The organism is Tessaracoccus lapidicaptus (assembly GCF_001693815.1).
GTDB classification, from domain to species: domain Bacteria; phylum Actinomycetota; class Actinomycetes; order Propionibacteriales; family Propionibacteriaceae; genus Arachnia; species Arachnia lapidicapta.
Window position 1 is genome coordinate 62,673 of record NZ_MBQD01000022.1, and the last position, 22,879, is coordinate 85,551.

22 protein-coding genes are annotated in these 22,879 nt (G+C 72.4%); 9 read left to right on the forward strand and 13 right to left on the reverse strand.

All coding sequences use genetic code 11. The features are described from left to right. Positions 1-16: 16 nt before the first annotated feature. From BCR15_RS08770 to BCR15_RS08785, 4 genes are all read right to left on the reverse strand, one after another. A complete protein-coding gene (locus BCR15_RS08770) occupies positions 17-1,210 on the reverse strand; it encodes an ROK family transcriptional regulator (protein ID WP_176715215.1) in 1,194 nt (397 codons plus the stop codon). Between the two features lie 87 nt (positions 1,211-1,297). Then, the gene (locus BCR15_RS08775) at positions 1,298-1,633 is read right to left on the reverse strand and encodes an MGMT family protein (protein ID WP_068751829.1); all 336 of its coding nucleotides are present in this window, start codon (positions 1,631-1,633) and stop codon (positions 1,298-1,300) included. Then, the gene (locus BCR15_RS08780) at positions 1,626-2,372 is read right to left on the reverse strand and encodes an SIR2 family NAD-dependent protein deacylase (RefSeq protein ID WP_068751830.1); all 747 of its coding nucleotides are present in this window, start codon (positions 2,370-2,372) and stop codon (positions 1,626-1,628) included. Before BCR15_RS08780 ends, BCR15_RS08775 begins: the two co-directional genes overlap by 8 nt. 16 nt (positions 2,373-2,388) lie before the next feature. Then, positions 2,389-3,363, reverse strand: coding sequence for an aldo/keto reductase (locus BCR15_RS08785; protein ID WP_068751831.1), 975 nt, complete (start codon positions 3,361-3,363; stop codon positions 2,389-2,391). Between the two features lie 163 nt (positions 3,364-3,526). Here BCR15_RS08785 and BCR15_RS08790 point away from each other — a divergent pair, with 163 nt between their 5' ends. Genes BCR15_RS08790 through BCR15_RS08800 form a run of 3 tightly spaced genes read left to right on the forward strand, consistent with a single transcriptional unit; the run spans position 3,527 to position 6,314 of the window. Further along, a complete protein-coding gene (locus BCR15_RS08790; RefSeq protein ID WP_068751832.1) occupies positions 3,527-3,817 on the forward strand; it encodes a FeoA family protein in 291 nt (96 codons plus the stop codon). Further along, positions 3,814-5,751, forward strand: coding sequence for a ferrous iron transporter B (gene feoB, locus BCR15_RS08795; RefSeq protein ID WP_068751833.1), 1,938 nt, complete (start codon positions 3,814-3,816; stop codon positions 5,749-5,751). Before BCR15_RS08790 ends, feoB begins: the two co-directional genes overlap by 4 nt. After that, complete coding sequence (locus BCR15_RS08800) at positions 5,748-6,314, forward strand: NifU family protein (RefSeq protein WP_068751834.1); 567 nt, start codon at positions 5,748-5,750, stop codon at positions 6,312-6,314. Before feoB ends, BCR15_RS08800 begins: the two co-directional genes overlap by 4 nt. Before the next feature lie 117 nt (positions 6,315-6,431). Here the strand turns inward: BCR15_RS08800 and BCR15_RS08805 are convergent, their stop codons facing one another. After that, entirely contained in the window at positions 6,432-7,700 is a 1,269-nt protein-coding gene (locus tag BCR15_RS08805; protein ID WP_176715217.1) for a YibE/F family protein, read from the reverse strand. Between the two features lie 75 nt (positions 7,701-7,775). Here BCR15_RS08805 and BCR15_RS08810 point away from each other — a divergent pair, with 75 nt between their 5' ends. The 3 genes from BCR15_RS08810 to BCR15_RS08820 all read left to right on the forward strand — a co-directional run bounded on the left by BCR15_RS08810 (position 7,776) and on the right by BCR15_RS08820 (position 10,469). Beyond that, entirely contained in the window at positions 7,776-8,678 is a 903-nt protein-coding gene (locus BCR15_RS08810) for a rhomboid family intramembrane serine protease (protein WP_068751835.1), read from the forward strand. Between the two features lie 99 nt (positions 8,679-8,777). Beyond that, positions 8,778-9,905 carry a M23 family metallopeptidase gene (locus tag BCR15_RS08815; protein ID WP_068751836.1) on the forward strand — a complete coding sequence of 376 codons (1,128 nt, stop codon included), beginning with the start codon at positions 8,778-8,780 and terminating at the stop codon, positions 9,903-9,905. A gap of 45 nt (positions 9,906-9,950) precedes the next feature. After that, positions 9,951-10,469 (forward strand): DUF6553 family protein, encoded by a 519-nt coding sequence (locus tag BCR15_RS08820; RefSeq protein WP_068751837.1) that lies wholly within the window; start codon positions 9,951-9,953, stop codon positions 10,467-10,469. On the opposite strand, the gene BCR15_RS08825 is transcribed toward BCR15_RS08820, so the two are convergent. The 7 genes from BCR15_RS08825 to BCR15_RS08855 all read right to left on the reverse strand — a co-directional run bounded on the left by BCR15_RS08825 (position 10,470) and on the right by BCR15_RS08855 (position 18,041). Beyond that, complete coding sequence (locus BCR15_RS08825; RefSeq protein ID WP_068751838.1) at positions 10,470-13,118, reverse strand: AfsR/SARP family transcriptional regulator; 2,649 nt, start codon at positions 13,116-13,118, stop codon at positions 10,470-10,472. It abuts the gene before it with no gap. Between the two features lie 22 nt (positions 13,119-13,140). After that, positions 13,141-13,332: a hypothetical protein gene (locus BCR15_RS08830; RefSeq protein WP_141680087.1), complete on the reverse strand. Its 192-nt coding sequence runs from the start codon at positions 13,330-13,332 to the stop codon at positions 13,141-13,143. 111 nt (positions 13,333-13,443) lie between these two features. Then, the gene (locus BCR15_RS08835) at positions 13,444-14,316 is read right to left on the reverse strand and encodes a type II secretion system F family protein (RefSeq protein WP_068751839.1); all 873 of its coding nucleotides are present in this window, start codon (positions 14,314-14,316) and stop codon (positions 13,444-13,446) included. Beyond that, a complete protein-coding gene (locus BCR15_RS08840) occupies positions 14,313-15,170 on the reverse strand; it encodes a type II secretion system F family protein (RefSeq protein WP_068751840.1) in 858 nt (285 codons plus the stop codon). The genes BCR15_RS08835 and BCR15_RS08840 overlap by 4 nt, the downstream gene beginning before the upstream one ends. Continuing rightward, positions 15,161-16,603 carry a TadA family conjugal transfer-associated ATPase gene (locus tag BCR15_RS08845; protein WP_068751841.1) on the reverse strand — a complete coding sequence of 481 codons (1,443 nt, stop codon included), beginning with the start codon at positions 16,601-16,603 and terminating at the stop codon, positions 15,161-15,163. The genes BCR15_RS08840 and BCR15_RS08845 overlap by 10 nt, the downstream gene beginning before the upstream one ends. Beyond that, positions 16,600-17,400, reverse strand: a complete 801-nt coding sequence (locus BCR15_RS08850; protein ID WP_068751842.1) for a hypothetical protein — start codon at positions 17,398-17,400, stop codon at positions 16,600-16,602. The genes BCR15_RS08845 and BCR15_RS08850 overlap by 4 nt, the downstream gene beginning before the upstream one ends. Next, entirely contained in the window at positions 17,400-18,041 is a 642-nt protein-coding gene (locus BCR15_RS08855) for an SAF domain-containing protein (protein WP_141680088.1), read from the reverse strand. Before BCR15_RS08855 ends, BCR15_RS08850 begins: the two co-directional genes overlap by 1 nt. 188 nt (positions 18,042-18,229) lie before the next feature. On the opposite strand from BCR15_RS08855, the gene BCR15_RS08860 reads away from it, so the two are divergent. The 3 genes from BCR15_RS08860 to BCR15_RS08870 all read left to right on the forward strand — a co-directional run bounded on the left by BCR15_RS08860 (position 18,230) and on the right by BCR15_RS08870 (position 21,766). Beyond that, the gene (locus BCR15_RS08860; protein ID WP_068751844.1) at positions 18,230-19,060 is read left to right on the forward strand and encodes a hypothetical protein; all 831 of its coding nucleotides are present in this window, start codon (positions 18,230-18,232) and stop codon (positions 19,058-19,060) included. Positions 19,061-19,112: 52 nt separating this feature from the next. Beyond that, complete coding sequence (locus tag BCR15_RS08865) at positions 19,113-20,159, forward strand: NAD(P)-dependent alcohol dehydrogenase (RefSeq protein WP_068751845.1); 1,047 nt, start codon at positions 19,113-19,115, stop codon at positions 20,157-20,159. A gap of 290 nt (positions 20,160-20,449) precedes the next feature. Beyond that, positions 20,450-21,766, forward strand: a complete 1,317-nt coding sequence (locus BCR15_RS08870; protein WP_218058952.1) for an MFS transporter — start codon at positions 20,450-20,452, stop codon at positions 21,764-21,766. Here BCR15_RS08870 and BCR15_RS08875 read toward each other — a convergent pair. Next, positions 21,763-22,743, reverse strand: coding sequence for a ribose-phosphate diphosphokinase (locus BCR15_RS08875; RefSeq protein WP_068751846.1), 981 nt, complete (start codon positions 22,741-22,743; stop codon positions 21,763-21,765). The genes BCR15_RS08870 and BCR15_RS08875 overlap by 4 nt on opposite strands. Positions 22,744-22,879 lie beyond the last annotated feature (136 nt).

The following is a 22,879-nucleotide window of genomic DNA, read 5'->3' on the forward strand; positions in this document are numbered from 1 at the left end:
CTGTGGAAGCGACGCCTCAGGCGGCGCCGCGCGTGAGGAACGAGTCGGGGTCCTTGACCACGGGGCCGAGGGCGATGAGCCCGGCACCGATCGCCGGCCGCAGCGGCAGAGCCGGGAGCGCGCCGACGTCGATGTGCGCCTTGCGCCCCCACACGACGCGGCCCATGAGCTGGCGCGTCAACGGCTCCCTCAGCCACGGCTCGAGTTCGGCGAAGTAGCAGCACAGCCGGATGGTCGACACGTCCCAGACGTTCATAGCGGCACCCAGCCCAATGCCGAGCGCGCCGACGGTCCGGCGAAGTACCGCCTCGGCCCGCTCGTCTCCGTTGGTCAATGCCCGGCGGTAGGCCTCCAGCGACGGTTGGCGCGACGCCGACAGCAGCGCCGGGAGGCTGACGATCGTCTCCATGCAGCCGATCGACCCGCACCGGCACGGGACACCGCGGGGGTCGACGCAGATGTGCCCGAGTTCGCCGGACCATCCGTGTTCGCCGAGCACCAGCGTCCCGTCCCGGCACAGCGCACCCCCGATGCCGACGTCCCCGCACAGCAGCAGAAACGACGAGTCGGGGTCCGAGCGCATCACGGTCACGGCCGCGCACGTGGCATCGTTGGCCGCCGCCAGCGGGACCCGGCCGCCCTCGTGCGTCAGCGTCCAGTGGGCCCCGAGGGACTCGCCGTCCCAGCCGAGGTTGGGGGCGCGCACCACCCGGCCGCTGCGCACGTCCAGCAGACCAGGGATGGCGGCGAACGCACCGATCAGGTGCCCGCCCTCGGGCAGTGAGCCCAGCACCTGGCCGGAGAGCCGTTGCAGCTCCTCGACGGAGGCAGCCAGCCCGAGCTTGGGGACATCGGTCATGGTCTCAGCGGTGGCCTCAACGGTGCCGTCGAGATCGACGAGCACCGCTGACAGCCGACCGACCCCCACCTGCAAGCCGAGGCCCAGCGCCGTCCCCCGGCGCAGCGACAGTGGGACGGCGGGCCGGCCGCGACCCGTGCCGGACGCGGTGCCCTCAGCGACGAGGCCGCCGTCGATCAGGTCGTCGACGAGCCGCGACACCGTCGAGCGCGTCATCCCGAGTTGGTGGGCAATGTCGGCGCGCGAAATGCGCCCACTGTGGTCGGCGACCTTCCGCATGACCAACGCGAGGTTCGACGACCTCATCACGGCCTGTGTCATCCCGGACACGGGGCCCTGCATCTCTGACATGGTGCCTCCTCGACCGCGCCGCGGACGCCGCGCGGGAGCCCCCCACTGCCCAGTCTCCTGCATATCAGGGGCGTGTGGAAGGGTTGTTCAGGAAAGGTCTTCGACGGCGTCCGCGTAGTCAGCGGCCAGCCGGGTGAGGTCGGCCCGGCAGCGGCTGATGACGCAGTGGTCGCCGTCGACGGGGATGCCCTCGCGCTGCCACTGCTTCCGGGCCAGCGGGACGAGCGGCTCGGGGAGCCGCCCGGCGGCGCTCGTGACCCGCCACCATGCCACCTCGCCGCCCCACTCGCCCATGATGGCGCCGACGCGGCGGGGTGACGTCTCCACGAGGGCGGCGATGTCGCCGTAGCTCACGACGTGGCCGTGGGGGACCTGCTCGACGGCCCGCAGCACGCGCTCGATGACCTCGAGCGGGTCAGTCATCGGCCACGCCGAGCAGCGCCGGGAGCTCATCGTCGAGTCTGCCCCGGACCACTTGATGAGCGACGTCGTCGTAGGCCGTCGGCGCGTCGTTGACGATGACGCCGAACGCACCGTGCTCGACGGCGAGCGGGAACAGCCCGGCGACGGGATAGACGCCGAGGGTGGTGCCGACGGCGACGATCGCGTCGCAGTCCTCGGCGGCCGCCACCGCCGCGCCGAGGACGTCGGCGTCGAGGACCTCCTCGAACAGGACGACGGTCGCGCGGGTGATCCCGCCGCAGACCGGGCACCGCGGGTCCTCGTCGCCCGCCGCGACCCGCTCGAGCATCTCGGCCATCGGCCCCGTGCGGCCGCACATCTCGCACCGCCAGGTGCGGGCTGAGCCGTGGATCTCGTGGACCAGCTCGGGGCTGCTGCCCGCCACCTGGTGCAGGCCGTCGGTGTTCTGCGTGACGATCGCGCGGAGCCGGCCGGCCCTCTCCAGCGCGGCGATCGCCCGATGGGCGCGCGTCGGCTGCGCGGCCCACATCGCCGGGTCCGCCCGGCGGCGCCAGGCCGCCTTGCGGACGTCGTCGTCGCGTAGGTACCAGGAGAGCGTGGACACGAGCTCGGCATAGGGGTCGCGGGTCCAGAGCCCCTCGGGGCCCCGGAAGTCCGGGATGCCCGCGGCGGTGGACAGGCCGGCGCCGCTGAGGATGAGGATGCGGCGGGCCTCGTCGAGGCTCTGGATCGCGGCCACTCGTGTCACCCTCTCGTCACCAGGCGTACGCCTCCGGCGCGGCGCCGCCGGGGCCGGGGAAGATCTCGTCGAGCCGCTTGAGGGCGGACTCGTCGAGCTCGATCTCCAAGGCGTGCAGGGCGCTGTCGAGCTGCTCCATGGTGCGCGGGCCGATGATGGGGCCGGTCACGCCGTCCTGGTGCAGCAGCCACGCGAGGGCCACGTCGCCGGGCGCCTCGCCGAGGTCGCGGCAGAAGGACTCCCATGCCTCGAGCTGCGCACGGTTCTCCTCGACGCGCCTGAGCATGCCGGCGTCCGCGCGGCGGCCCGACTCGATCTTCTGCAGCACCCCGCCCAGCAGGCCGCCACCGAGCGGCGACCACGGGATCACACCCAGCCCGTAATGCCGGGCGGCGGGCAGCACCTCGAGCTCGACGGTGCGCGCGCCCAGGTGGTACAGCGACTGCTCGCTGACCAGTCCCAGGGAGTGCCGCGCCTTCGCGGCTTCGTTCGCGGCGGCGATGTGCCAGCCCGCGAAGTTCGACGACCCGACGTAGACGATGTCGCCGGCCGCGACCAGGCGATCCATCGACTGCCACACCTCGTCCCAGGAGGTGGCGCGGTCGACGTGATGCATCTGGTAGAGGTCGATGTGGTCGGTCTGCAGCCGCTCCAGCGACGCGATGGCGGAGCGCCGGACGTTGACGGCCGACAGCTTCGAGTAGTTCGGCTTGTCCTCGTCCAGGGTCGAGCCGTAGCACTTGGTGGCCAGGACCACTTCGTCGCGGCGGCCCGACTTCGCGAACCAGCGTCCGATGATCTCCTCGGTCCGGCCGCGGTGTCCTTGTCCGCCGTAGCCGTTGGCGGTGTCGAAGAAGTTGATGCCCGCGTCGAGGGCTCGGTCCATGATGGCGTGAGCGTCCTCCTCCGAGGTGTGCGGGCCGAAGTTCATCGTGCCGAGGACGAGGCGCGAGACGAGCAGGCCGGAGCGGCCGAGGTGCGTGTACTGCATGGTGACAGATGCCTTCCAGACGGGATCGGTTCCACCCTAGTCAGGGCATGCGACCGAGGGGTGGGGTTCGCGTGATCGGCCGGGACGCCGGGTTAGGGAAGCCTCAGCTCATTAACGCACCCCGCGCCGCGGCATTAGGTGAGGCGGTGTTAGCGTAATTTCCATGAGTCTGGTGGAACGGTTCGTGAGCCGACGGTGCGCCACCGCGCAGGCGTTGGCCGACGGCACCACGCGGTCCCTCGACACGCTCCCCGTCGGCGTGGCCGCGACCATCGCCGCGTTCGACTCCGACGACGCCGTCGCCCGCCGCCTGTTCGACCTCGGCTTCATGCCGGGCGAGCCCGTCGTCCCGCTGCGCCGCGCGCCGCTTGGAGACCCGCTGATGTTCCGCGTCGGCGGCATCGAGATCGTCCTGCGCCGGGCCGAGGCCCGCCGGATCCTCGTCGCCGCATGAGCCACGCGCACCACCACGGCGGCGGCGCCCCCGTCGCAGCGCCCACCGGTGCGCCGCGCATAGCGCTCGTCGGCAGCCCCAACGCCGGCAAGACCACCCTCTTCAACGGCCTCACCGGGCTGCGCGCGAAGACCGGCAACTACCCCGGCGTCACGGTGTCGCGGTACGAGGGTCGCGTCGACACCGACTCCGGCCCCATCGTCGTCGAGGACCTCCCCGGCACCTACTCGCTAGACCCGATCAGCCCCGACGAGGAGATCGTCGCGCAGGTGCTCGACGAGGCCGCCGAACTCGCCGGCGTGGTCGTCGTGGTCGACGCCACGAACCTGCGACGAGGGCTGGGCCTGGTGGCGCAGGTGCAGCAGGCCGCGCTGCCCACCGTCGTCGTCTTGACCTTCGTCGACGAACTGCTGCGCCGCGGCGGCCGCGTCGACCCGGAGCGCCTGGGTCGGGCCCTCGGCGTCACGGTGCTGCCGGTCGTCGCGGGCGAGCGACGGGGGGTCGAGTCCCTGCGGCGGGTGCTGGCCGGGCCGTCGCTGTGGCCGACGCCGCCGGTCCTGCCGCCCACGGCCCCCGACGAGGTCGTCGGCTGGGCGCAGTCGGTCCTCGCCGCCGGGCACTTCGCGCCCCCGGACCCCGATTCGCGTACGGGCCGGCTCGACGGCGTGCTCCTCCACCCGCTGTGGGGGACGCTCATCTTCTTCGCGACGATGTTCGCCTTCTTCCAGACGATCTTCGCCGTCGCCGCCCCGCTCCAAGGGCTCATCGAGGAGGCCTTCGCGTGGCTCGGAGAGCTGGCCCGCTCGTCGATCCCCGTCGAGTGGCTAGGCCGGTTCGTCGCCGACGCGATCCTCGCCGGTGTCGGCGGGGTACTGGTGTTCCTGCCGCAGATCGCGCTGCTGTTCGTGCTCATCTCCCTCCTCGAGGGCTCGGGGTACTTGTCGCGGGCGGCGTATCTCATGGACCGGGTGATGGCGTCGGCCGGACTGGAGGGGCGGGCGTTCGTCGCGCTGCTGAGCTCGATGGCGTGCGCCATCCCCGGCATCATGGCCACCCGCACGCTGCCGTCGGCCAAGGACCGGCTGGCCACGATGATGGCCGCCCCGCTCATGACCTGCTCCGCGCGCCTGCCCGTCTACGTGCTGCTGATCGGCATGCTCGTCCCCTCGGACGTGCGCTGGGGCCCGGTGGGCGCCCAAGGCGCCATCATGTTCGGCCTTTACCTGCTGGGCGCGGCGTCGGCGATGACGTCGGCGTGGTTCTGGAAGCGGATCGTCGGCCGCTCGGGGATGGGCCTGCCGTTCTACATGGAGATGCCGAGCTACCGGTTGCCGAGGCTGCGGACCGTGCTCATCTCGGTGTGGGACGCGTGCGCCGCGTTCCTGCGCAAGATCACGTCGATCATCCTCGTCACCACCGTCATCCTGTGGGGCCTGCTCAACCTGCCGCTGCGCGGGGACACCGAACTGGTGGCCGCCGGGGTGGACCCGGCCGACAGCGTCGCGGTGACGGCCTACACCCTCGACCACTCCGCCGCCGCCGCGGTCGGCCGCGCCATCGCGCCGGTGTTCGAGCCGCTGGGCTTCGACTGGCGGGTCAACGTCGGCGTCATCTCCTCGCTGGCCGCCCGCGAAGTGTTCGTCTCGACGATGGGCCAGGTCGCCGCCGCCACAGATCCGGAGAACCCGACGGCGGCCCTCAAGGACATGACCCACACCGACGGTCCGCGGGCCGGCGAGAAGGTGTTCACGCCGCCCACCATCGCGGCGCTGCTGATTTTCTTCGTCTACGCGATGCAGTGCATGTCGACGCTGGCGGTCATGCGCCGCGAGACCGGCACGTGGCGCTGGCCGCTGATCGCGTTCGTCCACCTGGGCGTGGTCGCGTGGCTGATGGCGTTCCTCGCCCACACGATCGTCGGAGTCCTCACATGACGCGCGCACTGCATCCTCAGGCCGTCCCCGGCCAGCCGTCGGCGGTTCGCTGGGTGGTCGACGTCGACCTGCCCGTCGGTCGCGTGACCGCCGCTCCGGGGACCGTCGGGCCCCTGCTCGAGTACGGGGTGCTGACGAGGATGTTCGTCGAACGCGGCGGGGTGTGGACCTGGCTCGCGCCCGGCCAGTCGTGGACCGAGCACGGGCCGCGGATCCGCGACGCTCTCGCGGCCGCCCTCGACCTGCCCGGCTGGGAGATCGACGAGAAGTCGGACGAGCTGCTCGGCCTCGTCGCGCGGGAGATCCTCGACGGCGAGCTCGCGGGCTACGTCGCATCGCACGGCGGGGTGATCACCGTCGCGGATGCGGCCGACGACCGCCTCACGCTGGACTTCGGCGGCGCCTGCGAGGACTGCCCGGCCGCGAGCTCCACGCTGCACGAGCGGATCGAGACCGCGGTCAGGGCGCGCTATCCGCGGCTCGTCGGCGTCGAGCGTGTCGGGGGCGCGCACCACCGCCCCCGCGGGTGGCTCGGGCTGCCGGTCCCCGGTCGCGGCCGCTGACGCCCCCACCCTCGCTCTGTCGCCGCCACGCGGCCCTGCCCCGCGCATGACCGGCACGACACGCCGTCGAACTGCCCCCTCGACGGTCCTCAGAGCGCCGAGAGGGGAGTGGAGCTGCTATTCGTGCTGCTGCGGGGCCTCGCCCGACGGCGCACCCACCGCCCCCGGCTCGGCGCCGGCACCGTGCTTGGGCGCCTCCACGGCCTCGCGGCCCGGGCCGACGGTGAGCGCCGCGATCCCCGTCGTGATCGGCACCGACAGGATCAGCCCAATCGCGGACGCGAACGTTCGCACGCCCTCCCCGGCGAACAGCTCCAGCCCGAACAGGTCGATCGGAGAGCGCGTGGTGAAGAACAGCAGCAGCAACACCGTGAGCGCCGTGCCCGCGTAGGCGAAGACGATGGTGTAGATCGTCGACGCGATGTGGTCGCGCCCGATCCGCATCCCCGCGGTGAACACCTGCAGCCGTGTCCAGCCCGGTGCCGCCGCACGCAGCTCCCACACGGCCGATGCCTGCGTGATCGTGACGTCGTTGAGGACGCCCAGGCCGCCGATGATGATGCCGACCATCAGCAGTTCCTGGAAGTTGATGCCGGGCGCCAGCTGGGCGAGGTCGTACTCGTTCTCGTCGGCGAACCCCGACAGGCGCGCGGCACCGACGGCGAGCATGCCCAGCGTCGTCGTCACGGCCAGACCCAGCAGGGTCCCCGCCAACGCGGCGGACGTGCGCATCGACACCCCGTGCGCGACGTAGAGGACGATGAACATGATCACGGTCGACCCGGACAGCGCGACGGCCATGCCGGGCTTGCCGACGATGATCGCGGGCAGCATGAAGCCCAGCAGCACCCAGCCCGCGATGACGAGCCCGACGAGCGCGAACAGCCCGCGCCAGCGCGCGACCAGCAGGGTCGCTACCGTGAACAGCGCCGCGAGCGTGATGAGGACGGGCAGCCGGTTGATGCCGCTGAACGCGTAGTGCACCCCGTCGCCGGTGGGGACGCGGGCGATCTCGATGACGTCGCCGGCCCGTAGCCCGTTGTGGACGTTCGCCCCCGACAGCTCGACGGCGGCCTGCCGGCCCTCGTCCTCGCCCGTGGTGACCGTGACGGTGGCGGTCAGGCAGGCCGCCGCACCCGTCGGGGTCTCGACGGACGACTCGCATCCGTCCGCCACCGACTCGATCCGAGCCTGTTCGTACGTGACCCCGGGGGCGTCGGCGATCTTGTTCAGCGCGGCGGAGACCTCGGACCCGGTCGGCCACAGCCAGATGAGGCCCGCGACGGCCAGCACGCCGAACACCGCGAGCAGCCCGATGAGGGACGCCCGGGCACGCTGGCCGACCTCGACCACCCCGTGGCTGCCGTGTCCATGTCCGTGACCCATGCGGCACAACTTACCTGCGCCGCTCAGGCGGGGCCGGCGGCCTGCGCTGTTCTGCCCGATGGGTACCCTCGTGGCATGGAAGAGGCTCCACCGACGTGCTATCGCCATCCGGACCAGCCCACCCGGATCACCTGCCAGCGGTGCGAGCGCCCCATCTGTCCCTCCTGCATGGTCCCCGGCGCTGTGGGGTTCCAGTGCCCGGAGTGCGTCTCGCAGGGCCACCGTGAGACGCGACAGCTCCTGCTGCCCTACGGCGGCACGCGCGTCGGGAACCCGAAGGCGACCTCCGTCGCGCTCATCGCGATCAACGCGCTCGTCTGGGTCGCGGTCCTCCTCACCGGCGGCGCCTTCGGCACGCTCTACAACCTGCTTGCCCTGGTCCCGGAGGGCCTCTGTCCCGTGGGCGACCGCGTCCTGCTCACCGGACCGGCCGGATGCGCCGCCGAGGGCTACAGCTGGCTCCCCGGGGTGGCGACGGGGGCCCCGTGGCAGGTCCTGACGTCCGGCTTCACCCACGCCGCGGCCTGGCACCTCGGGTTCAACATGCTCGTGCTGTGGCTGCTCGGGCCCACCATCGAACAGGTGCTGGGCCGGGCCCGCTACCTGGCGGTCTACCTGGTGGCGCTGCTCGGCGGGTCGGCGGGCGTCATGCTCCTGTCCCAGCCCTACTCGTCGTCAGTGGGCGCCTCGGGCGCGATCTACGGGCTGATGGGCGCGCTGCTCCTCATCGCGATCCGTCACAAGGGCGACGTCCGCGGCATCCTGTTCTGGCTCGGGCTGAACGTGGTGCTGTCGTTCACCTGGTCCGGCATCTCGTGGGAGGGACACCTCGGCGGCCTGGCCGGCGGCATGGCCGCAGCCGCGATCATCATGTATCTGCCGAAGGGCCGACGGGGGCTGCAGTGGCCGCTGGTGGCCCTGCTGGCTGCGGTGTTCGTCGCGGTCATCGTCGCCCGGGCCATGCAACTCGCCCCCTGACCCGCCGCAAACCCTGAAGGAATACTCAAGATTTATTAGGTTCCTCTCAGGAAGTCGCTTACCCTCGTAGGACCCCCGTACCGTGTCGAGGAGGAGCCTGTGCTGAGGAGACTGCTGGGAGCCGCCCTCGCGGCCATCGTCGTGGGCGTCCTGGGCGTGATCGCCACCCCCCGCGCCGAGGCGGCGTCGCTGCCGACCTTCCCGATGGCCCTTCCGGTGGGCTGGGGACTCACGGTGCAGGCCGGCGGCACACACACGCTGTCCTCGGGCGTGCGGAGCTCGGTCGACCTCGGCGCCGCGGGAGGTGCCTCCATCCCGGTGGTCGCCGCCGCCGACGGGGTCGTGGTGCGCATCGGCGGCGCGGGGTCCTTCACCCGCTGCCACGTGACGATCGAGCACGAGGACGGGTGGCAGACCAAGTACTTCCACCTCAAGGCCATCCCGACCGGACTCGTGGCGGGGCAGCGTGTGACGGCTGGCACCCAGCTCGGCATGACGGCCATGCCCGGCTCCGAGACCTGCGGCCGCGGCAGCTTCCGGCACGTGCACTTCATGCTCATGCGCAGCGGGGTCGAGGTTCCCATCAACGGCCTGTCGATCGGTGGCTACACCGTGCGCGACTACGGGGGCGCCTATTGCGGTTACTGGACCCGCAACTCTGACGGCGCGGTCGTCGCCGATGCGCGGCGCACCTGCTACGCCGTGCCGAAGGTCGTCAACAACCTGATCAACCCCTCCACCCTGGCCGGCACGAGCGAGGACGCCTCCCGCTCCGACGCTCGACCCGAGTTGGCGCCCGCCGACACCATCGACGCCGTCGCCCTCTACACCACCGAGGGCCTCCACACGGTCTCAGGCCGCTCGTGGCGCACCGAGTGCGAGCCCTACTCGCAGACCACCCGGTGCCGCACCGACATCTGGGCCTCGACCGTCCAGTCGGCTGGTGGCACCCTCAGCGTGGTCGAGGGGTGGACGTTCAACAACCTCACCTACGTGGCCTCACCGCGGGCGCTGTGGGCGGGGAACCCCCTCGGTAACACCGGCAGCTGGACCGCCGACGACGGGCGCAAGTGGCGCACGGAATGCGACACCGCCGTGACCGGCGGCAACGGGTGCCGGTCCTACACCTGGTCGAACGTGGCGGTGGCCGTGCCGAAGTCCGGCGGCGGCTACACCTACCGGTGGGAGTACAAGGAAGTGTTCAACAACATGGTCCGGTTCTCCTGACCGGGCCCCCCGGGGGCCGGCGTCCCCGGTGGTAGGTTGCGGGACATGTCCGACGACCCGCACGACCAGCTCGACCCGGCCCTACGCCGGGCCCGCTATGGAGGCGGCGACGGGGACCGCTTCGTCGGGCTCTGGCTCTCCATCATGGTGGCGGCGCGCCAGCTGAAGCTCACGCCGTCGCTCGCCGGGGTGCGCCGCACGCTCGACAGCTTCTTCCGGTCGCGGGACCTGCGGGCCGCTCTCGATGCCGTGGGCGAGGCGCCGGTCGTCGACCAGCTGCGCGACGCGGCCACGGTCTACTTCCAGACCTTCCTCACCGACCCGAACTACTCGTCGGTCGTGTGGGGGATGAACCGGCTCCAGCCCGACCAGCTCCGGGCCAAGGCCGCCAAGGACGCGGCCCAGATGCTGGTGGCGCTGGTGGGGAGCCGCGCCGGGGGTCTCAGTGCGTCCCTTCCTGCCGTGCTCATCGACGGCTTCGTCGAGGTGTTCGGCGAGCCTGGCCGCGAGGCGCTCCGCGCGGCCGCGGCCACCAGGCAGTCCCTGTCCGGGCTGACGATCTGATCAGTCGGCCGCCGGCGCCGCCCGCCGGGCCGGCGCGCTGTGCAGTGCCAGCTGGATGCGGCGCGCGAGAGCCGGGGCAAGATCCCGACCCGCCGCCCGCGCCGCCCGGGTGAGGCGCAGGGTGGCCTGGTCGGCCTCTGCCCACCGCCCCGCCCTGGCGTGCGCCAGGATCTCGCGCGCTGCCAGCTCGTCGTCGTCCGGGGCGGCCAGGCGCCCCCTGCCGACGGCCCAGAGCGCCAGGTCGACGTCTGACCGCTCCAGGGCGCGATCCGCCAGGACGCACGCCGCGTCCACGATCATCGCCGTCATGTCGGCGCGAACCTGGTGGGCCCAGACCCATTGGAAGGCGAAGCTTCCCAGCGGCTCGCCCCGGACCATGCCCAGAGCCTCGGCCAGCGCGTGGTCCGACGACACAGACACCCCGCCGCCGAGCACAGCGCGGAACCGCTCCCAGTCCGACGTCACCCGCTCGTCGAGCGCGACGCGCCCGGAGTAGGCGTCAGGGAGGTAGTTGGCTCCGTCCGCGTCGGTGCCGAGCCAGCCCCGGAGCCGCGACATGTTCGAGCGTCGGGTGGGCTCGGCGACCAGCAGCGAGCGCGTCATGGCCGAGGGGGTGCTGCCCGGGTGCTCCAGCAGCCAGGCGCAGTACTCCAGACACTGGCCCACCGCACGGGACGGCTTCGGGCCCGCCGCGCCCTCGAGGGTGACGTCGCCGAGGAGCAGCAGGGTGGGGTGGTCCGGAGCGGGAGGCGGCGGTGGCATGTCGGGGGACTCCTCGGGCGCGGAGTGGAGAGGGAGCGGGGTGATGTTGCCGGTGTGCTCCGGCCACCACGGGGCGGGCTGGGTCTCGGTGGTGCCGGTCAGGTGGAACAGGCCGAGGAGCGCCCGCTTGGCGGGCCGCTGCAGAAGTTGCGGCGCGAAGGTGAGGCCGTCCCAGCGCCCCTCGGCGGCCGCGACGTCGACCACAGCGGCACGGATGTGGGGCGGCGCGGCTGCAGCGACCAGCACGGAGACGCCGACGTCGCCGAGTGCGAGCGCATCGCCGAGCGCATCGAACTGCACCGCTGAGATCGGCGTCGGGAACACGACGACGGTGGGCTCGAACGCTGTCGCGGTGTCCGGGTCCGCCCGGAGCGTCTGCACCGACGCCTGACCCATCGCCAGCCGTCGCTCGGAGCACGTGCGCGCGAGCGTGGCCAGCCCCTCGTCCACGGTCCCGATCGCCGTCACGCGCGGATCGTCCAGCGAGTCGGACCAGTCGTGGCCTCCGACGATCGTCACGCGCACGGCCTCGGCCCACGTTCCGCACACCAGCCCCGTGATCGCCGCCGCGATCGCCGCCTCGGATTCGGGGCCCGTGACGACGGTGGCCCGCTCCTTCTCGAGGTCCAGCAGGACCGGCTCGCCGCCCGGCCTCCAGCCCAGGACGAGCGTCGTGGCCGCGGGGTCCGTGGGCAGCGCGGCGGCGCCGTGAGCGCGCCCCGCGAGCGCGGTCCAGAATCGGGTGAGCTCCTCCGAGCCGGGGATGATGCGCCGACCCACCGCCCGGCCGAGTACCTGCAGCCGCCGTCGGGTGGCGAGCCCCGCGAGGATGCCCGCGGCAGTCAGGGCGCCCAGGGAACCGAGCAGCGCGTCCGACGCGTCCTGGTCTGCGGACAGGGGAGCGGAGCCGCCATCCGTTCCGGCGGTGTTCGCGGCGCCCGGCTCCCCCTGGACGGCCACCGTGGGTCCGGGTGCCGTCGGAGCGGGCGCCGACGCCGCGGGGTCCTGCGCCCGCGTGTCCGGGCGGCCCGCGCCGTCTCCCGGCTGGGGGACCTCTGCGACGCTGGGGGCGGGCTGGGAGGGGGCTGCCGTGTCGGGCGGGATGTCGGTGGCCACGTCGCTGCGGGCGACAGGGGCATCGGCGCCGGGCACGACCAGCCGCCAGCCGACGTCGATCACGTCCGGGTCGTCGACCCGGGCCCGGTTTGCGCTGTGGATCTCGGGCCACCGCTCGCCGTCACCGAGTTCCCGCTCCGCAATGCTCCACAGGGTGTCCCCGGCCTCGACGGTGACCACCGCATCGACGGCGGGGGCGGGGAGCAGGAGCGTCGCGCCTGGGCTGAGGGCGGACGCCTCGGAGAGACCGTCGTTGAGGGCCACGATGTCGCGCCATCGCTCACCCGCGCCCAGTTCGCGTTCGGCGACGGTCCACAGCTCGTCGCCGGGTTGGACGAGATAGCGCCGCGCTGCATCCGGCGCCTGGCCGGGGGCGGCGACGCCTGCGGCGGCCGCTCCGCTCACCACGTGGTGGACCACCGGGCCAGTGTCGGCGGCCGCGACGGTTGGCGCGGCAGCGGCCGCAGCCACCAGCGCCGCGATCGCCGGCCGCAGCCACCCGGTGCCCGGGAGGTGGATCCTGATGCGCTGCCGGCTGACCACGGCGACGATCTCAGCGACGGCGGTGACGGCCACCACGGCCCAGGCGAGCCATCCGATTCCGCTGAGGAGTGCAAGCACGGTGCGGCTGTCCAACGCGACGAGCAGCGCGGTGCGCCAATCCGCCGTGATCAGGTCTCCCGCGTTGCCGACCGCGAGCAGGAACCATGGGACGCCGACGAGCAGCCCCGCCAACGCGGCGGCGGCGGCGATGGCCCGGATGAATCTCATGGTGTCCTCCTCGCGCGCCGCGTCAACGGGGCAGGCGATCCGAGACGTAGGCGGTGATGACGGTGATGATGACGAGGGCCACCGCGGCGGCGCCGGCCAGCAGGATGGCGTTCTCGGTGCTCTGGCTGAGGCCGCGCTCGTCGCGGTGGCGCAGCTGGGCGTGCGGGTACTGCAGGGAGACGAGCGTCCCGATGAGCTGATGGATCGTGGTCATGGTGTCCTCCTGGTGGTCAGTCTTGCGGGTGGTGGGGTCATATCCGGGGTTATGCACAGCTCCACGGGTATCGCGCGGCGAGTTGTCCACATGTGCCGATTGCTCTTGACATCACGTGCCGAGCAGGGTGAGCAAAGGCGGGATAAGGAGCGCGAGGCCGAGGATCATGGCCGGGATCGTCATCCACAGAGTCATCGCCTCGCTGGCCTCCTGGGCGGCGGCGCGCTGCGCGTTGAGATGGGCGTCGCGGAGCTCCCGTACCCGGGCCTGCAGCACCTCGGCCAGCCCGGCGCCCTGCTCCTCGAGCTGCATGACGTCGGCGAAGTCGGCCAGCTCCGGGACGTTCCATTCCCGCGCGACGTCCCGCAGTTCGTTCCAGGGCTGGGTCTGTTCCATCCTCGCCCGCTCAAGGCCCACGGCGATCCGCTGGAACAGCGGCGCACCGGAGATCGCGGCCGCGTTGGCGGCGGCCTGAGCGGCGGAGGAGTTGGCGAGCCGTTCCAGGACCACCAGGTCGAAGAAGGTGTGGATGCCGTCGGTGGCCGCGCGACGCTCCTGCTCCGCGCCACCCCGGAGCCGCACATCCGCCACGAAGTACCCCAGCGTTCCGCCGATGAGGGCCGCTGCAAGCGGCGCCGGGCCGACGGCGTTGCCCAGCGCCCACTGCGTCGCGGCCCACACCGTCGGCAGCCCGACGCCCGCGCCCGTCCAGACGAGCTTCTCCACGAAGAAGTCCCCCACGCTGCGGCCCTGCATGAGCAGCAGCTGCTGCTGCCGCGCCGTGAGCGGCAGGCGGAGCCTCCGCTGCAGGCGCCCGGCCACGCCCTCAACGCCGCCCGCCGTGGCCGCCGGCCCGGCGGTGTCGCGCCGCTCGAGGGCCGCCAGGGCGTCGCCCAGCCGTACCGGGGCGGCGAAGAGCCCGCGGACCATGAGCGTCAGTCCCAGGCCGGCGACCATCCCGCTGACGATGGCGGCGCCGATCATGCCGCGCTCCGCAGGAAGCGGGGCGCCGGCGCGGGGATGGTCATGCGCCGAAGCACCACCAGGCAGCCGAGGTAGGCGGCCGCGAGCACCGCGGCCAGCACCTGACCCAAGGGTGTGGAGTACGGCGCGAAGAACTGCGGGTTGAGCAGCAGCGCGCCCAGCAGCACACCCAGGGTGATGAAGGTCACCTGGCGGACCACGACCCGGGGTTTCGCGCGCTCAGCCGATACCTCACGCAGGGCCGCCAGCCGGGCCTGGATGCTGTCCGAGACCGCGCCGAGCGTGGCGCGGGCACCTGCCCCGCCCTTCGCGGAGGCGATGGCGAGCGCTGCGACGACGGCGTCGGCATCCGCGGAGGCCAGTTCGTCGGCCAGGGCGAAGAGGGCCTCTCTCGTGTGCCATCGCTGGTCCATGCGGGTGCAGAGCCGGGACACGGGCTCGTTCAGGACAGGGGAGACCTGGTGGCGCGTGGCGAAGATGGCGTCGCGGATGGACTTGCCCGACGACAGCGACGTTCCGATCAGGCGCACCCACCGGTCCAGCGCTGCCAGGACCTCCACCTCGCGGTTCGCGGGAGCGCTGAGCAGGAGCGGCACGCCCACGGTGACGGCGGGGACCAGGATCAGGGCGAGCGCCCATCCCGTGATGATCGCCACGGCGAGCGTCGCCGCCGCGACGCCCCCGAACCACCAGCGCCGCGACCGTGGCAGCGCCGTCCACCGCTGGCGCGATCTTGTCCACAGGCCTGTGGATGACTGTGTGGACGGCCGCACCGAGCTGCGCGCACCCAGCAGGACGAGCAGAACCCCGAGCCCCACCGTGGACCCCGCCGCGGCGGCGAGGATCACGTCCATGACCCGCTCCGGTCGAACTGGGCCAGTTCTGCCGCCATGGTGGCCTCGGGCTGGAACACCTCGACCCCCGACGCCCCGGGAGCCCGGTAGACGAGGTGCGTGACCGGACGGCCCGCCTCGACCGCGCCGGTCAGCTGTCGGACCTCCGAGACGTATCGCGTCCGTACCCCGCCGCGCCACGCGTCGTCCTGCAGCGTCACGTGCACGATGAAGTGGAGGTGGTGCGCGATCTGGTGCATGGCGTCGTCGACGCTGAGTACCCGGCCCTGCGCGACGCGGGCGGCCAGCCGGTCGATGGTGGACGACGCCGAGTGGGAGTGCGTCGTGGCGAGGCAGCCGGCACCGGACTGCATGGCCTCGAACATCGCCCCTGCCTCGGAGCCGCGCACCTCTCCGACGACGATGCGGGCGAGGTTCTGGCGCAGGGCCTCTGGGATGAGGTCCGCGACCGTGTAGGAGCCGACGCTGGCACCGCCCGAGGTCTCGCCCATGCCCACCCTCGCCTGCAGAGCCAGGATGTTGCGACGGTGCCCGAGCAGGTGGGTGAGCAGCTCGTAGTCGGTCTCCAGCGTGCCGAAGCGCTCGGAGGGATGGATGGCGGCGATGAGCGCGCGCAGCAGCGTCGTCTTCCCGGCGCCCTGGTCCCCGGAGATGACGATGGACTTGCGGGCCAGGACCGCCGAGCGCAGGAGCCGGGCCACAGGGTGGGGCAGCATGCCGTCGGTCGCCAGGTCGTCGAGGGTGACGTCGGTCAGCAGGTGCTGCCGGATGACCACGCTCGGCCGGAAGGACAGGCCGAAGCCGATGGCGTGGAGCCGGAACCGGTCGCCGAGTGCCAGCGTCATCGTGGGGTGCACGTCGTCGAACGGCCTGGGTGGGGTCGCGGTCTCGCCGAGGAACCGGATGGCGTCGACCAGCTCCTCGTCGGTGTCGGCGACCGGCGGGTGGCTCTCGCGATGGCCGTCGCCGTACTGCACGGTGACCGTGTCGCAGCCGTGGATCTCGATGTTCTCCGCGTCGGGGATCTCGAACAGCGGCTGCAGCCGTCCGTATCCGAATATGGCGCTCTCGACGGCGTCGGCGTAGCGCGTCTCCAGGTGGAGCGGCCAGAGCGCCTCACCCGCCTCGTTGAGCCGCTGGGCGCGGGCGTGGACGACGCTGCGGATGATCGCGCGCCCCTGTGCCCGCCGGTCCGCGTCCGGCATCGGCTGTCCCCGGCCGGCCTGCCACTCGCCGGCCGCGCGGGTGATGAGCTCGACGGCCTCGCGGCGGAGCCCGACGACGACCTGCCAGTCGACGTCCGCGGGTGCCTGGGGCTGGGTACCCGCGCGCCGCGGTGCGGGAGGCGGGGCCGCCGGCAGGTGCGCCTCGTCGGGGGCCAGACCCAGCCGTCCCAGGGCCCCGGACAGGGGCGGGAGCTGGCCGAGCGTCATGACGCCACCCCCGCGACCGCCGCCGTGTGTGCCCGGCCGCGGGCCATCCGCTCGGAGAGGCCCTTGGCCTCGGCGCGGATCCGCGACATGAAGCCCGCCTCGTGGAAGCGGCGCGGCTCATCGGCCCCGTCGCTCAGCACCTCCGCGGCGCGTGGGTCCCACGCCGGTTCGAGCCAGCAGGGCATCGCGAACTGCGCCGAGATCTCGGCGGCGGAGTACGGCCGCCCGGGGCCGACGACGGCGAGGGCCACGGGCGGCGTCGTCGGCAGGGCCCGGACCTGCTCGCCGAGAGTGGCGAGGTGGATCTGGGCGGCGGCCAGCGACCGCAGCGTGGACCGGACGCAGAGCACGACGGCGTCCGCGGCGGCGAGCAGACCCATGGGCAGGCCGTTGACCCCGATCCGGCCAGCGTCCACCACCACGTCGATCCCGCGGGCGTCCAGGCCGGCGAGGGCGTCACCCACCGCGCCCCACACGTGCTCGAACAGCCGTGACGACCCGGCGGAGGTGAAGCCGGGGAGGAACCGGCGCTCCGGTTCACTGGACTCCGTCAAGGGCAGTGTCTGCCGCCACACCTCCGGGCCCAGCGCCGCCCCGTCGCGGTGCAGGTGCGCGAGCGACACCAGGCCGCGCCCGCCGTGTTCCAGGCCGCGCAGGTACCCGGCCTGCACGGCCTGCGCCGGATCCCGGTCGCAGTCCGCGAGCAGGACGTGCCGCGGCCACGTCAACGCGAGGCCCAGGGCGGTCGTCGTCACTCCCGGCGCCCCGGTGGCGGAGGTGAGCAGTAGCACGGCCATCAGCGGCCCTCCGTCACCACGACGAGCGCCAGGAGGTCCGCGGCCGACAGGCGGGCGACGGTGGCGGCCTCGGCGTCGGCGACGCGCACGTCGACGGCGTAGGTCATCCCGTCGTCGAGCAGCGTCGGCCGGGCGGCGACGACGGCGGACGTGTCCGCGGAGCCGCCCTCCGCGAGGCCGACCAGGCGTACCGGCGTCCCCGGCGGCATGTCGGCGGTCGGCAGCTTGCCCAACGGCAGCCGGAGGCCGACCAGCGACTCGCCGTCGGGCAACGGCTGCTCGCCCACGTGCCGGGCCAGCGGGAAGGACCCGGCCGGGAGGTCGGTCAGCGTGCGCTGCCCGACGAGCGTGGGGAGGTCCGCTGCACCGAGCGCTTCGACCGTCATGGTGCCCGGGACCTCGACCACGGCCAGGTCCTCCCGCGTCAGCGCGTCACCGCGCCGGACGTCCGACGCCATGACCACGACGGCGCGCTGGTCTGCGTTGAGTGACACCAGCGCCGCGGCACCCACGCCGCCACCGACGACGAGCAGCGCCCCCAGCGCGACGAGTGCGGGGCTGCGGCGGGCCCGCAGCTGTACGCCGGACGGCCTGGGCGCCACCTCCTGAGGAGAAGCTGAGTGTTCGGTCTGCTGATGCACGCCGTGATCCCCCTTCCGGCCGTCAATGTAGGCAGCCGGGTGGGTCACATTCCGCCCCCTACCATCAACTGTGGATAAGGGGGGACGATTTGATCGTTTTTTCCACAGGATTGTCCACGGTTTGACTCTCTGAGAAACCTGAGAGATTCTTGGCTTCGACACGTTGTAGGACACCCTGGGAGACCCCTGTGCGCAGATGGATCGCCGCGATCGCCACCACGGTGGCCGTCGCCGTCGGATCCGTCGCCGCCACCAGCGCCCAGGCCCTGCCGATCGCGCCCACGCCCGCGGCCCCCGTGACCGGGATCCCCAACCCGTGCGCGTCCACCAAGCCCTTCCCGGACGACGCTCCCATCGCCGACGTGGCGGCCCAGCTGGCCGCGAACTTCGGCTTCAAGCTGGCCGGCAAGCAGTGGACCGAGCAGCGCCGCGCGTCGATCAAGATCCTGTGGGAGACGCTGGACGCCATGGAGTGCACGCCCTACCGGGCCGATCTCCAGTCCAAGGTGAGCGGCACCGTCGGCCTCAACGCCACCAGCATCTCGGGCTACGCCTGGGGGGACTGGAGCCTCACACGCTCCGGCTACGTCAGCCTGGACTTCGGCAAGTTCCAGCGGGCGCTGGACTCCGGAGACGAGGGCCGGCTCGTGCGCCTCGTCGTCCACGAACTCGGCCATGTCCGCAACTCGGACCGCTACCAGGAGCCGGAGTACTGGACGGCGTTCACCAAGCTCTTCCGCCAAGAGGGCCGCTTCTCGGAGTACGCCGGACGCAGCGTCACCGAGACCTTCGCCGACGTCGTCGGCTACTACGTCGGCCGCTGTGCACTGGACAACCCGTACGACACGGGCGCCCACGACGCCTACTACGAGTACGCCAAGACCTACATCTTCGGTGGCAAGGAGTTCGGCCCGGCCCCGGGCGAGACGCCGAACTGCACCCTCCCCGTCGACGGCGCCGAGCCGCCGATGCCCGGCAACGAGGTCCCCGGCTGGCTGGAGGGCCTCAGCGGCGAGTAGCCACGCCCGGTAGCATCGACGGCGTCCCACGTCCCGCTTCACGGAGGAAGCCATGCCCGACGTCGCCGCCTACGCCATCGACTCTCCCACCGGCCGCTACGCCAAGACCACCATCACGCGCCGCGACCCCGGCCCCACAGAGGTGTTCTTCGACATCCACTACACGGGCATCTGCCACTCCGACATCCACACCGCCCGCGGCGAGTGGGGCCCGATCACCTACCCGTTCGTCGGCGGCCACGAGATCGCCGGGGTCGTCAGCCAGGTCGGCTCGGAGGTCACGAAGTTCGCGGTGGGCGACCGCGTCGGCGTCGGCTGCTTCGTCGACTCGTGCCGCGAGTGTGACATGTGCCGCCAGGGTGAGGAGCAGTTCTGCACCGGCCGCCCCGGCACCGTCTGGACGTACAACGGCGTCGGCCGCGACGGTGAGCCGACGGCGGGCGGCTACTCGACGGGCATCACGGTCGAGCAGGACTACCTCATGCGCGTACCGGACGAGATGAGCCTCGAGCACGCGGCCCCGCTCATGTGCGCCGGCATCACGCTGTACTCCCCGCTCAAGCGCTGGGGTGCCGCCCCGGGCAAGCGCGTCGGCATCGTCGGCATGGGCGGGCTCGGGCACATGGGCGTGCAGATCTCGGCTGCCATGGGCGCCGAGACCATCGTGCTCGGCCGCTCGCTGGCGAAGCGCGACGACGGCCTGCGGCTGGGCGCCACCGACTACGTTTCCACGCAGGACCGCGACGCCATGAAGAGGCTGCGCGGCAGCTTCGACCTCATCGTCACGACCGTCTCCGACGGCGTCGACCTCGACGGTCTGCTCAAGCTGCTCAAGGCCCACGGGGTGCTGGTCAACGTCGGCCTGCCCGAGCGTCCGTCGTCGATCCACCTCGGCGTGCTGACCGGTCAGGCGCGGGTGCTGGCCGGCTCGAACATCGGCGGCATCCGGGAGACGCAGGAGATGCTCGACTTCTGCGCCGAGCATGACCTGGCGCCCATGATCGAAATGATCGACGCCGACCGGATCGACGAGGCCTACGACAACGTCGTCGCCTCCAAGGTCCGCTACCGCTACGTCATCGACATCTCGACGATCTGACGCGGGGGCCGCACCTTAGCACGCCCGCCCGCGCCGCCGGGGCTTACCCTGGCTGACCCGCCGAGAGACCCCGTGGGAGTATGGACGGGCAGGGCGCAGCGTCCACTGCCTCTGTGGCCTACAGGCCGGGTCGGCCTGGACATTTTCCCGGCGCCCGGGCCGACCCTAGGGCAGACAGCCCCGCCGCGTCGCCGCCGTCGGCGGACGCGCCCGGCACGCTCGAGGCAACATGGTGCGCGACGTTGGCCCGGTCCACACCCCAGCCCTAGGATCGTGGGCGGGAGGTCCCAGTGGAGAGCGGGTACGGGCGCGCGGCCTGGATGGTCTGGGGCGTCGGCGTGTTCGGCTACTCGCTGGCCGTCATGCACCGCAGCGCCCTCGGCGTCGCCGGCTTGGAGGCCGCCGCCCACTTCGGCACCACACCCGGCATCATCTCGACGTTCGTCGTCCTGCAGCTCGCCACCTACGCCCTGTCCCAGGTCCCCGTTGGGCTGCTCCTGGACCGCTTCGGGTCCCGCGTGCTGCTCACGACCGGCACGCTGGTCATCGCGCTGGGCCAGGGGATGCTGGCCATGGCCGACGACCTGTCCATGGCCTACGCAGCCCGCATCCTGCTCGGCGTCGGCGACGCCTGCATGTTCAACTCGGTGCTGCGGCTGCTGCCGCGCTGGTTCCCGCCCCAGCGGGTGCCCCTGCTGTCCCAGGTCACCGGCATGATCGGGGCCGTCGGCCAGGTGGCCGCCGTGGGGGTTGTGCTGCCCCTCATCCAGGTCGCGGGCTGGCGGCCGGGGCTGCTGCTCACCGTCGCCGCGAGTGGGGTCGCCGCCGTGCTCATCGTCGCCGGTGTGCGCAACGCGCCGCCGGGGGAGGCCCCGAGCGTCGTCGTCGACCCGATCAGGGAGATCCCCTCCCGCATCAGAGGCGTGACGACGCATCCCGCGACGCAGCTCGGCTTCTGGGTGCACTTCACCGCGGGGTTCTCCACCAACGCCTTCGTGTTCATGTGGGGGATCCCCTACCTCGTCGTGGGGCAGGGCCGGTCGCAGGCCGAGGCGGGGTCGCTGTTCGCGCTGCTGTCGGTCGCGGCGATGGTGGCCGGTCCCGTCGTCGGCGCCATGACGGCCCGGCACCCGCTGCGCCGCAGCACGATGGTGCTCCTGCTCGTGTGGGCCGTCGTCGCCTGCTGGGCCGCTGTGCTGCTGTGGCCGGGCCCGGCCCCCACGCCGCTGCTGGTCCTGCTGGTGCTCTCCCTCGCCGTGGCGGGCCCGGGCACCGGCGTCGGCTTCGACTTCCCGCGCACGAACCTCCCCGTCACCAGGCTCGGCGCCGCCAACGGCATCGTCATCGCGGGCGGCTTCATCGGCGGAACCGTCCTCATCCTCCTCATGGGCCTGGCGCTCGACTGGATGGCGGGCGGCGGCGCCTACACACCGGAGCAGCTGCGCCTCGCGTGGCTCCTGCAGCTGCCGTTCTTCGCGGTCGGGATCACGGGCATCCTGCTGAGCCGTCGGCGGCTGCGGCGGCTCATGGCCGCGGAGGGCGTCGTCGTGCCCACGTGGCGCGAGGTGGCGGACCGCATCCGCCGTCGCCGGGGACTTCCGGGCTAGAAGAGGCCCTCGGGCTGCGGCGGAGGCGCGTACGCCGGATCGACGTCGTTGAACAGCTTGCTCACCGAGCGGCCGTTGTGGATGCGGTCGATGGCGTCGGCGAACAGGCCCGCGACGCTCAGCGTCGTCAGGCCCGGGAAGTCGGCGGGTGCCGGCACGGTGTTGGTCGACACGACCTCGACGATGCGCTCGTGTGACGTGAGCTTCTCGACCGCCCGCCCCGCGAACAGCCCGTGCGTGCACGCCACGGACACGTCCTGGCAGCCGAAGTCGCCCAGGCGGTTGACGATCTCGACGATGGAGCCGCCGGTGGCGATCTCGTCGTCGAGCACGATGGCGCGCTTGCCGGAGACATCGCCGACGATGGCGTCGATGACCACCCTGTCGTCCGCGAGGCGCTGCTTCGATCCCGCTGCGACCGGCAGGTTGAGCAGCCGGGCCAGCAGCGTCGCCTGCTTGGCGTTGCCGAGATCGGGCGACACCACGACGGTGTTGCTGAGGTCGCGGTCGCGGTAGTGGTCCGCGATCACGCCCAGCGCGGTCAGGTGGTCGACGGGAACCGAGAAGAACCCGTGCACCTGCGGCGCGTGCAGAGCCATGGTGAGGACCCGGTCCACACCGGCGGTCGCCAGCATGTCGGCCACCAACCGGCCGCCGATGGAGATCCGCGACGCATCCTTCTTGTCCGAGCGCGCGTAGGCGTAGTGGGGGATGACGGCGGTGATCTGCCCCGCGGAGGCGCCGCGGGCGGCGTCGACCATGAGCAGGAGCTCCATGAGGTGGTCCTGGGTCGGGGGGACGAGCGGCTGCACGATGTAGACGTCGCGCTGGCGGCAGTTGGCGAGCAGCTGCGCCTGCAGGCAGTCGTTGCTGAACCGGGAGATCTTCACCGCCGATCGCCGGAGCCCGAGGTGCGCGCAGATCTCGTCGGCGAACGCCGCATGGGCGGAACCGGAGAAAACGACGATGCCCTTCACTGACAGCCCCTTCCCGTCGCCCACAGCCTAACGGCCGACGGCGGGGCGCGCCGCGGCTGGCGTCGAGCCGGACAACGATCCGCGCATCAGGGCGTCATCGAGCGGTCATCCGGCGTTCACCAGCGGCGCAGCGACT